The organism is Caldibacillus sp. 210928-DFI.2.18, from assembly GCF_020554505.1.
Classification (GTDB): domain Bacteria; phylum Bacillota; class Bacilli; order Bacillales; family Caldibacillaceae; genus Caldifermentibacillus; species Caldifermentibacillus hisashii.
The window spans coordinates 1-11554 of record NZ_JAJCHL010000093.1 but is presented as its reverse complement, the minus strand read 5'-3'; the positions used below and the strand labels follow the sequence as shown (position 1 = coordinate 11554).

At 38.8% G+C, this 11554-nt stretch carries 11 protein-coding genes and 1 pseudogene; 7 read left to right on the top strand and 5 right to left on the bottom strand.

Annotated elements, in window-relative coordinates; all coding sequences use genetic code 11:
* The first annotated feature begins 163 nt into the window (after positions 1-163).
* From LIZ98_RS15015 to LIZ98_RS14995, 5 genes are all read left to right on the top strand, one after another.
* A complete protein-coding gene (locus LIZ98_RS15015; protein WP_027622094.1) occupies positions 164-397 on the top strand; it encodes a single-stranded DNA-binding protein in 234 nt (77 codons plus the stop codon).
* 62 nt (positions 398-459) lie between these two features.
* Complete coding sequence (locus LIZ98_RS15010) at positions 460-1029, top strand: hypothetical protein (RefSeq protein WP_227140112.1); 570 nt, start codon at positions 460-462, stop codon at positions 1027-1029.
* Between the two features lie 28 nt (positions 1030-1057).
* The gene (locus tag LIZ98_RS15005) at positions 1058-1498 is read left to right on the top strand and encodes a hypothetical protein (RefSeq protein ID WP_227140113.1); all 441 of its coding nucleotides are present in this window, start codon (positions 1058-1060) and stop codon (positions 1496-1498) included.
* A gap of 124 nt (positions 1499-1622) precedes the next feature.
* On the top strand, positions 1623-3062 hold the full coding sequence (locus tag LIZ98_RS15000; RefSeq protein ID WP_227140114.1) for a hypothetical protein: 1440 nt from the start codon (positions 1623-1625) through the stop codon (positions 3060-3062).
* The gene (locus tag LIZ98_RS14995; protein ID WP_227140115.1) at positions 3059-4159 is read left to right on the top strand and encodes a hypothetical protein; all 1101 of its coding nucleotides are present in this window, start codon (positions 3059-3061) and stop codon (positions 4157-4159) included. The genes LIZ98_RS15000 and LIZ98_RS14995 overlap by 4 nt, the downstream gene beginning before the upstream one ends.
* 271 nt (positions 4160-4430) lie before the next feature.
* Here the strand turns inward: LIZ98_RS14995 and LIZ98_RS14990 are convergent, their stop codons facing one another.
* Both LIZ98_RS14990 and LIZ98_RS14985 read right to left on the bottom strand, forming a co-directional pair.
* The gene (locus LIZ98_RS14990) at positions 4431-5909 is read right to left on the bottom strand and encodes a recombinase family protein (protein ID WP_227140116.1); all 1479 of its coding nucleotides are present in this window, start codon (positions 5907-5909) and stop codon (positions 4431-4433) included.
* On the bottom strand, positions 5906-6076 hold the full coding sequence (locus tag LIZ98_RS14985) for a hypothetical protein (RefSeq protein ID WP_162835916.1): 171 nt from the start codon (positions 6074-6076) through the stop codon (positions 5906-5908). Before LIZ98_RS14985 ends, LIZ98_RS14990 begins: the two co-directional genes overlap by 4 nt.
* A gap of 762 nt (positions 6077-6838) precedes the next feature.
* Here LIZ98_RS14985 and LIZ98_RS14980 point away from each other — a divergent pair.
* A pseudogene (locus LIZ98_RS14980) lies at positions 6839-8019 on the top strand (IS701 family transposase).
* Positions 8020-8445: 426 nt separating this feature from the next.
* Here the strand turns inward: LIZ98_RS14980 and LIZ98_RS14975 are convergent.
* Positions 8446-8871, bottom strand: coding sequence for an endonuclease domain-containing protein (locus LIZ98_RS14975; RefSeq protein WP_033026674.1), 426 nt, complete (start codon positions 8869-8871; stop codon positions 8446-8448).
* 270 nt (positions 8872-9141) lie between these two features.
* Positions 9142-9615 carry a hypothetical protein gene (locus LIZ98_RS14970; protein WP_227091955.1) on the bottom strand — a complete coding sequence of 158 codons (474 nt, stop codon included), beginning with the start codon at positions 9613-9615 and terminating at the stop codon, positions 9142-9144.
* 280 nt (positions 9616-9895) lie between these two features.
* Here LIZ98_RS14970 and LIZ98_RS14965 point away from each other — a divergent pair, with 280 nt between their 5' ends.
* Positions 9896-11077 (top strand): IS701 family transposase, encoded by a 1182-nt coding sequence (locus LIZ98_RS14965; RefSeq protein ID WP_227140117.1) that lies wholly within the window; start codon positions 9896-9898, stop codon positions 11075-11077.
* Positions 11078-11128: 51 nt separating this feature from the next.
* Here LIZ98_RS14965 and LIZ98_RS14960 read toward each other — a convergent pair whose 3' ends face one another.
* On the bottom strand, positions 11129-11500 hold the full coding sequence (locus LIZ98_RS14960; RefSeq protein ID WP_227140118.1) for a Panacea domain-containing protein: 372 nt from the start codon (positions 11498-11500) through the stop codon (positions 11129-11131).
* Positions 11501-11554 lie beyond the last annotated feature (54 nt).

The window sequence follows — 11554 nt, the reverse complement described above, 5'->3', positions numbered from 1 at the left end:
GTTATTTGTAGTACGTACCGTGAAGGTACGTTTATTTTTTTATTTCGGGCTTACGATATATTCTCTTGATTGGTGGTTTTCTTCTTATTGACTGGAATTGGTAAAAGGCATATAATCTTATTAACAATGTTGTTGATATTGTTATTGATAAGGAGATGACAACATGAGTGATGTTAATGAGCTGCTAGAAGAAGCTATTAAGGAAACTGAAAACTTGAATGCAGGTGAAGTCTTTCTTGTTAAAGATCTGTTCAAGGGTTATGTATGGAATAGAATACCCAGAAAGGATCGACTTCTGCTTGGGACTTTATTTTTAAACTACGTAAATAAAATGGAAGGTAATATAAAGGCAATTGAAAAGACCTCATCTAACCAACAGAGGTATCAGAAGGTTTGAGGATATAGCAAAACTATTATGAAGGGCAATAAAAAACTATAAATTATATTAGGGTGTATGGGGTGGAGGCTTTGCTTAATTTAATGCAATTAGTAGATGACTTTTTCTTGTTTGTTCAGTCTAAGAGTATTGAAATTTATAATGAGTTTAGCCTCCAGCATGAGCTGGGGATATTCCTACGTGAAAAGCTTCCGGATTATCGTATTCAATTTGAAAGAAATGTATCATACTTCACACCAGACAATAAAACTATAAAAAAAGAAATAGATATCACTATATTTAATGAAGATAAATCGGAGAAGTATGCAATTGAACTTAAGTGCCCATTAAATGGCCAGTATCCAGAACAGATGTATTCGTTCGTGAAGGATATTAAATTTATGGAGGAGCTTAAGAACCGAGGATTTACTAAAACAGCTGCTGTTGTCCTTGTTTCAGATAGACCTTTTTATGAAGGACGCAACAATGAAGGAATATATAAGTTTTTTAGAGAAGAATATTCTGTTTACGGTTGTATTTTTAAGCCAACAGGTGTAGGAAAAAATAAAGATAGCATTGCATTGACAAGCAGATATGATTTTATCTGGCAGGATTTAAGCGACGGTCGTAAATATTACATAATCGAGATTTGAAGTATTTAATTGAAGAAGGGGGATATTTGTGAATAAATTGATTGATGAGATTTGGCAATATTCACACTATTATGGTGATATGTTATTTACTTCTTTGCGTTTACATGATAATGAAGAAGATTATGCTGCTATATTAGTTTTATTTAATGGGATGGAGTTAATCTGTAAATCTGTAAGAGAAAATTATAATCAAAACTTTTTACAGGATTTGTCCGATTTAAAAAATAATAATATTCTATCCGAAGAAGATTATGATTTTCTAGCTAGCAAAGAATCTGGTATCAGAGGCATAAGAAATATCATGACACACAGAAATGCATACCAATATTGTTTAGAGGGTACTGATGGTAAAGCTCTTCCCTTTGCAGAACCGGGAACTTGGACAATAGTATTTGAAAGCTATGCTCCTAGAATAATTCAAATCTTATATGAGATTTTAAACAACTCTCATTGGAAAAATGAAAAGTGATTTAAAATGTCGGGTCTATTGACTTTCTCGGCTTTACCCTCAAGGAGATTGATAACCTAAAAATAAGATTCAACCAGATATTCGGATATAACGCAAACTAAAAAAAGGGAGGGAGTATAAAAGCATGAATCAAGCAGAAGGAACAGACCGATTCGTTCTTAGAATGAGTGTTGCTGACGATGGGTTTAGCTTTTCATCTTCCATCGAAACAGCATTAATATCTGCGGAAACTGAAATTCAGAGTCTGAAAGAGACAATCATGTCAGTTGAGAGTCTCAGACCGAACTGTGATAAGTTGGATTATGCGTTGGCTGCAAGTTCAGGAGTTCTCTGTGGCATCATTGATATTTTCCTGGTTGGAAAACCTGGAGAGTCACCAGCTGGAGATGTTACTGATAAGTGGTTTGTAAATCGGACAACTGATTTCGCTAAACTTTGCGGATGGGAAGGCAAAGGAAATGATTCACTGTCATCAGCAATTGGCTTTCTTGAGAAGAAATTTAAAATTCCATATGACCAGCGCGGAGCCGGTGATGCTGGGAGTATAGTATTTGACTTGAATCCTTCAAATCATCATTTCAAATCACTTGGCCATAATCCGACTTTGCTTGGTTTGTTTTTTTCGATATTAGATCAGTTTACAAATCAATCGCACTTTGTTTCCAGTGGAGAACTGATATCTTTACAGAATGCTGATGGAAAATTTGAACTTCGCGGCAGTAATGTTCCAGAAAAATTATTTTGTGGGTTCGTCAACTGGTTTGGCCATTTGATTTCCGATATATCTGGATCATCCAGCAGTAAAGGTCGAGGTATGGGAATACCTTCTCCGTTTTGGGCATGGACGAATGATATTATTGCAATAAAGAGAAAACTGAACATTCCCGCTTCACAGTTTGACAACACAATAAATGAGTTGGCTCTGAGCATATACAAAGAAGGATACGATATCCGCTTTCAAGCCACCCAAGTCATTCCAGTCTTTATCAATGAAATCATTGTCAGGTTGGTATATGCGATAAGGCGATTGGTAAAATACTTCGTAACAACAGGGAAAGAAGAACGTTCGGCATCCGCTATGTGGATAGCTTGTGAGCCATTCTCAAATCCCACCGTAAAAAGAATGCTTACAATAGCGCACGGCACCTTCTGCATGATGGATCTCGGCGATGCAACCATACGGGCTTTCATAACCGGAGGTGGTACCTTCAATGTGACTGAATTTTTCCTTCGGCTTAACATAGTGGGGGTGGGCCGTTTCACGATTTCATTGTATGGCGAAGCAAAGCAGGTTGTTGTAATACGAAAAGCTGAGTCCGAAGCTCAGTTTGCAAGAAGAGAAATAACCATCGTAGAAAACTATCTGAACGGACTCTCATTATTATCGGAGTTATACGATGATAAGGATCTTGTAGATTTTATTGATGACTTTAAGAATAGCGATATGTATGTTCAGGCATTCCAAAAATCTGTCCGATTGGCAGAACTCAGAAAGGTCCCTGATAATAATATACTCAGAACAAAATCCGATATAGATTTATATTTTGGGGGTAACAGACAATGAGCAAGAAAAAATCGAGGTTAAAACTTGCCCAAGAGCAGGCAGAATCGGCTATCAAGAAAACAAATGATAAAATTGGCGAGTTGGGCACACTCACAAGCCAGCTTTATGATGAATTGAACACCATACAAAAACTCTTTGACGAAATTAGAAATGTTCCAGGCGAGAAGCTATTAGAGTATGAAAAACTGAAAAAAATCCGTCTGAACTGGAAGCAGCAAGCAGAAAAGATTGAATCAGATTACAAAAATGCCGTCGCAAAAAATGCTGGAAAAGGTGCTGCTGGTCTAGGTGCCGGAATCGCAGTTGCGGCTCTTGGCCCTACTGCCGCAATGGGAATTGCGACAACATTCGGTATTGCTTCAACAGGAACAGCCATATCTACATTGAGTGGCGCGGCAGCTACCAACGCGGCATTAGCTTGGTTGGGCGGAGGTGCGCTTGCGGCCGGTGGTGGAGGAATGGCTGCTGGAAATGCATTCCTGGCCCTTGCCGGACCTGTCGGTTGGGCGATTGCCGGAGTTGCACTTGTGGGCAGCGGGTTTCTGCTATGGAAAGGGAAAAGTGATCAGAACCGTCTTGAGGAGATTTTCACCCTCATCAGCAAGCGTGATGTTAAATCATACGAAATTGCTATTGTAGAAATTAATGAGCGAATAAGCCGCATTAAAGATGAAAGCCAAAAACTAAATTGTGCAAGTGAAAGAACAAGAGCATTTGGCTTGGACTACAACTTAATGACAGAGGCACAGCAATATGAATTGGGTTCTTATGTAAATCTGATGAATTCCTCTACTCAATTGTTGGTTAATCCGATAACTGGATTGCAACCAAAATACGACATAGGTGATCTGAAGGAATACATAGCTTTCAGTAAAAAGAAGTTTGATGATAAGCAGAAATCTTTGATTGTTTCTCTCTCCAATCTCTTGTTTAAGATAAATTTTGATGAAAAAGATAAGACACTATTATGGAAGTCTTTCAAAGGAAACAAGAAGTTCTTGTCTTCGATAGAAATGTCAAAGCGGGATTTTGAATTTTCAATTATTGAAACAGTAACTGATGCTCTTAAGCATAAGTATCGTTCAGAAAAAGGTTGATAGCAATATTCAGATACTGGGAAAATACTTGCCTATAAATGTTTGGAGTGAGCCATTTAAATCGACAGAGCAGTAGTGAACATCCTTTATATTTTACGAGTGTAATGGATATGTTCCCGCCTACCGATAGTGCAAAAAGTGGCGATGACGTGTTTCCGACTACCGACAATGTAAAAGACATCAATCCACCCCGCTCGTTGCATGTTGAGTGCGTTTCGCAGATAGTTTTAAAATGAAAAAAATGAGGCAAGATAAGGTTTCTTTCTTGCCTCTATTCAATTTTTGGGGTGGCAAACCGATAATGAATAATTGGTGTGCCGTCCTCTTTTACCTCGATTCGATTAATCAGTCGATGGAGAATATCCTCGGTTAATTCATCGAAATTTAGGAATTGAAGTAATTCCTTTTTGAGCTTTTCAATCGTTTCGATTACATCCTCGCTTTCCATCAATGAAAGAAGTTCATTTTTCTGTTCCATTAATTCAGTTAAATCCTTGTTCGTTGCTTCAATACTCTCTTGATATTCTTCATTGGTAATGATTCCGTCAGCTAACAGGTTGATGAATTTCCTTTTTCGATTTTTTAAAACATCCATCTGTTTGTTAATCTTATTGATTTTCTTTTGAGAATCCGATTTTGTACTTTTCGATTTTCTCTCCATCTTCTTTATATATTGCTCTTTGTCAATTTGATGAATTAAGGATTTTATGTCATTTAGAATTGTTTCTTTTAAAAAATCCTCTTTTATTGTGTGGGCGGTACAAGCTTTTTTTCCATGACGCGCATAAGCCCCACAAATGTATCCGTCTCGATTGCTTCGGAACAACATACCTGTACCACAATCGGCACAAAAGAGGACATTAGTAAAAAGATGTATCTTGGGTGCTGTAATATATTTTCTTCTCTGCTCTAATTGATTTTGGACAGCATCAAACGTTTCCCTAGATATAATTGGCTCATGTGCATTTTTGATAATAAACTGTTCTTCTTTAGGAACGTTTTTTCTTCTTTTACTTGTTACACTTACTGTCGTTGTTCTTCCTTGAACAAGATCCCCAACGTAATGGGGATTTGTTAAGATGCATCTAATTGTAGAATCATGCCACTTATCTCCTGCGTTTGCTTTTCCTGCTATTTGAGCAGGGGTTGGAACTCCCTCGTTATATAGCCGTCTTGCAATACTTTGTCGTCCGTTTCCTTCCAAATATTCTTTGAAAATTCGTTTAACAATATTTGGTGTCTCATCATTACGGATATACAATTTTCCATCTCTTACTTCATACCTATATGGAGGGTTTGATCCTTTAAAAAGTCCATTTTTTGCTCGAGTTTTTAATGTCTCTTTCACACGATTACTCGTGTTTTGAGATTCTTGTTCATACATCCATGCATAAAGGCCAAACATATGGGTGTTACCTGTTAATGTATTGATTGCATTATCTAATGTAATGATGTGAATCCCTTGGTTTTCACATAAGTTTTTGATTTTATAGGATAACTCTCCATTGCGGGCAAGACGTGATAACTCTTTAGCAAGGATGATATCGAATTTTCTATCCTGAGCATCTTCAATGAGTTTTTGAAGTTCTTCTCTTTTTGCTGTCGTCCCGCTTTCAACGTCAATATAAAATTTGTAAATATCCCAACCTTTTTCCGCTATATAATTATAGAACAGTTCTTGCTGATATTTTAAGGAATCTTTTTGTTCTTCTTTATCGGTAGAAACACGAACATATACTGCACATCTCATTTTGAATCATACTCCTTCTCGTCTTTTTGAGATGTAGCAGTGTTTACCTTACTAGCATTATTGACGAGTTCTTCAATTTTATGATCAATAATGGAATTTATAACATCCATGAAGGTGAGCGAAGTATCTGCAAAAATTCGCTCAACGGTGTTTTCTGATCTATTCATGATTTATCGCTCTCCCTTTTATAATTTTTCAATATAAAAAAATCCGCAGAATTACATAACCAACAATTTGAATGGTTACGTAACCTCTGCGGATCTCGCTTTTTATTGGGTTACACTATTTATTTGACTTTGTACAAATATTCTTCAATGCGATGTTTATAGGTATTTCCCTTTCCATTGTAACTATTTCTTCTATACTCAAATAAGAAATTAGTTAGCTGTGAATGTTCTTCTGTTGAAAGTTTTGATGGATGATTCACTCTTATATAGAGAAAACCCTTTAGATTTCCTTGGTTGTTAATCATTTTTCTTCTCCTTTTTTATTTGTATTTTTCGTTTTGCATAAAGCATTGTATCTTCGTTTTTTCATATTTGAAGAGAAATAAGGAATTTTTTTAAAAATTTTTAGTTGATTTTTTGATTAACCGATTTGTTCTGAAACATTATACCTATCGATTCAATGTATTTTAATAGGATTTTAAAATTTTTTTAAGATATTTTGGATTAATCAATTGGGTAAATAGTTATAGGTCTCCATGATTATCCTTTTAATAAAATGAGATAAATAGGTATAATAATGAAGATATATTAGATGCAGCAGGAGGAAGTTATATGATTACAGGGGAAATTAAAAATAAAGTACTGTAGATGAGCAAATTCGCTAACATAAATTTACAACCAAACAAAAAAAGAGACATGAACCCGATTCCTTGATTAGAATAGATGTGTCACCAAAATTATTCACAAGGAGGTTCATGTCTCATGAATAGATTAGCACATCATCAAGGAATCCACAAGTTTTTCACGATGTTGGGGTTGGCACTTTATTTTTCAAAACCTGTCATGAAGTATCTCGTTCATATCGTGGATGCGCTGACCACCAAAGGATTTGCGGGAACATTGACCGATCTTCATCATTGGAGCTTTCATCCGAACCACCGCACGACACTGAGCCATTTTTTCACGAAAAGCCCTTGGGATGAAGAGACGCTGCTTCGCAAACTTCAACAGTGGATGCTTCGTCGTGTCGAACGCATCGCCAAACAGGAGAATCAACCCCTTTTTGTTTCGATCGATGATACGATTTGCCAAAAAACCAAGCCTTCGTCACAGGCAACGCACGCCATTCAAGGGTGTGATTGGCACTATTCTCACACAGAGAAAAAGTCGATCTGGGGACATTCTCTCGTTTGGCTCATGGTTCATACGATGACCCAGGCTTTTCCCTTTGTGTTCCGCCTCTACGACAAGGCGGCTGGGAAAAGCAAGGGGGAACTCGCGATCGAGATGCTTTCTTCTTTGGATGTACACCGTCCTGTTTATGTGCTGATGGACTCTTGGTATCCATCGCAAACGCTCGTGGAAGCTTGTCTGAAAAAGGGATTCCACCTCATCGCAATGCTCAAGGCCAATCGGCTTCTTTATCCAAAAGGCATTGCGGTTCAGGTGAGGGAGTTTGCCCGCTACATCGAACCGAAAGACACTCACCTCGTCACGGTGGGAAAAGAGCGTTATCGGGTTTATCGCTACGAAGGCTCTCTCAAAGGTCTCGATGATGCCGTGGTGCTGCCGCTTGGAAAGCCGATCAGCCGATGACATCGGAGCATCTTCACTGCGTCTTGAGCACCGACCGGGATCTAAGCGATGAATAGATCTTGCGCTACTATGCTGCACGTTGGTCGATCGAATGTTTTCTCCGTCAAGCGAAAGACCAGCTGAAACTCGATGGATACCGCGTTCGCCACATTCGGGCGGTAAAACGGTATTGGGCGGTGGTGCTGTTGGCCTGCGTGTACAGCATTGCCGAATCCCGACAAAACTTCTCCACCGGGCTGGAGCTTCTTCGGTCGCGGAAAGACCACAGCGTCGTCGAGTTCATTTATGACGCTGCAAAGCAAGATATTCCCATTGATGTGATCAAAAAACAGCTCCGTATCGCGTAAGGGGTACCCTGTTTGTCTCTCTAACCATGGAAATTATTGTAATGAAAAATGCTCATCTACAGTGAATTAGATAATAATTTAGCTAGAAATGTTTTATATACTTGATTACATAGGCAGGTCAAAACAAGAATTTTCTAAATGGGTTTCAGACGTTCGTCTGAAATCCATTTTGTCAAGCCAAGGCAATTGCTTTGTCTTTGCTGAGATCAATGAATTTGATTAGCGGTTGGGTACCGGGATTATCAAGAAATACCGCTGTCGCTTCATAACCCTGAGCGGTTATGTATACGTCGATTCAGGCTTTATATTTTCCGACCTCGCGATAAAGTTCATCCCTTTTGTATCCTGCCATATAAGCTCTCCCTTTGGTCGATAAAATAAAACAAAGGTTAACTATTCCCTCTTTATGTTGGCAGGCATGTAGCGTTAAGTGTTTATCTCTTCCTCTATTTGCTTAATAACGTCAACCAAACTCCCGTTAATCATGCTGCCGCTGAATCGCAGCACTTTCCATCCCTTGCTTCTCAAATAAGCATCCTTTTGTCTGTCCCTTGCTTTTTGTTCCAGTGTAGAATGATAAGCCTTCCCATCGCATTCGATAGCAATTTTATATTGAGGTAAGGCAATATCAATTCGATAACGAGCGGGAGGAACGACATATTGTGTTTTCACATAATACCCGCTGATTTTTAACGCTTCATACAATCTCCGCTCGATAGGGCTTTCGCATTTCACATATTCATAATCGATGTGTGGTGCCGGTAACGGATTTTTCTTTAATCGAATCTGATGAAGGATAAACAACACGATGCTCAAACCAAGAAGCCCAAAAAATACAATGTAATCAACCATAACAACATCACCAATATTAGGTTCGCTAGCTACAAATAAAATAAACCGTCACCATGCGGGGACGGTTTCATATATCGAAAAAGTCTGTTGGTTTTACATTTTTTCTTAAAGCAAACTGATCTTTTATTTTAACGCTGGATGAAGTGAGATAAAAAACAGGTGGGGATCCTAAAATTGAACCCCCTTTAAATATGCTCCAGCCGGATTGCCAAAGGCAAGGAGGCAGCCAGCTGAGAAGATCGGTGCGAAAAAGGGTAGGTAAAAAATTGATTATTGCTGTTGTTGTTCAATATAGCGCTTTACTATCTGGTAGCATTCTTCAATATGTGAATTGCCTAAATACTTCATAGTGGCAAAACTAATACTTGCCGATATACCAATCCCAATAACCGGAATAAGTTTGCTGGTCTGTTTAGTAGCAACTCGTGATGCGGCTTTTTTCAACAAATTCATAACCATTTTCTTTCCAATAGTTTTCCCGATTAGCTCATTTCCAAGGGATGTAGCTATAATTAAAATGAGTTCTTTAGATTTAGTATCCAATTGATCAATTTGCTCTTTCGACAAACCAAATTTTCGATTGATATCATTCAATAGTTCCATCATAATCGCAACATCCGCACTGATATCGATGCCTGGAATAGGGATTGCTGCAGCCGTTGCAGAGATGGAAGCACGTTTATTTACTATTTTACGACATTCTTCCCGAATTTTATCCAATTCTTCTATTGTTTTTGCTATCATATAAAATCCCTCCGATTAATGAATCTGATTATTTTGCTATGGATTTTGAGTAATATAGACTGTAGCTAACACCTTGTAACTCATTAAGGCTACCTACATATATAAAATCGGAAGATAATCACAAATATTAAGATTTAGATTTCAATTTCTTACTAATTAACTGTAGATGAGCAAATTCGCTAACATAAATTTACAACCAAACAAAAAAAGAGACATGAACCCGATTCCTTGATTAGAATAGATGTGTCACCAAAATTATTCACAAGGAGGTTCATGTCTCATGAATAGATTAGCACATCATCAAGGAATCCACAAGTTTTTCACGATGTTGGGGTTGGCACTTTATTTTTCAAAACCTGTCATGAAGTATCTCGTTCATATCGTGGATGCGCTGACCACCAAAGGATTTGCGGGAACATTGACCGATCTTCATCATTGGAGCTTTCATCCGAACCACCGCACGACACTGAGCCATTTTTTCACGAAAAGCCCTTGGGATGAAGAGACGCTGCTTCGCAAACTTCAACAGTGGATGCTTCGTCGTGTCGAACGCATCGCCAAACAGGAGAATCAACCCCTTTTTGTTTCGATCGATGATACGATTTGCCAAAAAACCAAGCCTTCGTCACAGGCAACGCACGCCATTCAAGGGTGTGATTGGCACTATTCTCACACAGAGAAAAAGTCGATCTGGGGACATTCTCTCGTTTGGCTCATGGTTCATACGATGACCCAGGCTTTTCCCTTTGTGTTCCGCCTCTACGACAAGGCGGCTGGGAAAAGCAAGGGGGAACTCGCGATCGAGATGCTTTCTTCTTTGGATGTACACCGTCCTGTTTATGTGCTGATGGACTCTTGGTATCCATCGCAAACGCTCGTGGAAGCTTGTCTGAAAAAGGGATTCCACCTCATCGCAATGCTCAAGGCCAATCGGCTTCTTTATCCAAAAGGCATTGCGGTTCAGGTGAGGGAGTTTGCCCGCTACATCGAACCGAAAGACACTCACCTCGTCACGGTGGGAGAAGAGCGTTATCGCGTGTATCGCTACGAAGGCTCTCTCAAAGGTCTCGATGATGCCGTAGTGCTGCTCGCTTGGAAAGCCGATCAGCCGATGACATCGGAACGTCTTCACTGCGTCTTGAGCACCGACCGGGATCTAAGCGATGAAGAGATCTTGCGCTACTATGCCCAGCGTTGGTCGATCGAATGTTTTTTCCGTCAAGCGAAAGACCAGCTGAAACTCGATGGATACCGCGTTCGCGGACGTCGGGCGGTGAAACGCTACTGGATCTTGGTGCAGCTTGCTTACGTGTACAGCATGTTCGAGTCGAACAGCGATTTTTCTGATGGGCTCGATCTTCTGCGCAAGAGAAAAGGACATAGCCTCGTGGAGTTCATTTACCGTGCAGCGAAACAAAATATTCCCATTGATACCGTGAAAAAACAGCTCCACGTGGCATAAGGGGTACCCTGTTTGTCTCTTTTACATGGTAATTATTGTAATTAAAATTGCTTAACTACAGTAATAATTTATTATTGTTTGATCATTTAAATAAGTAGTAGATGGTTCATATTCTGGTAAACCACCTCTGGCCTCAATCCAAGGTAGTTCAGAATGAGTTAAAGACTCTAGCTCATCCCCAGTAAATTCTCCATATGTTTCATAAACAGTTTCTAATACCTCAATAACATCATTTTGTAGTAAGGGAGCATCATCAGGAGGAATAGTTTGCCATCCATGTTCTCTATATTTTTTATAAAGTTGTGGAGACACTGGACCGTGTACCCATGCTTGAAACCTTTCTTTAAATAATTTTTCTCCTTTTAACGCTAAATTCCAAGCATATGCATAATAACATAATTTTTGTAGCTTTTTATGAGTCAAGCTTTTTGCGATGTACTGATTTTCTAGATTAGATTAAAAAAATTTACTCTAAAA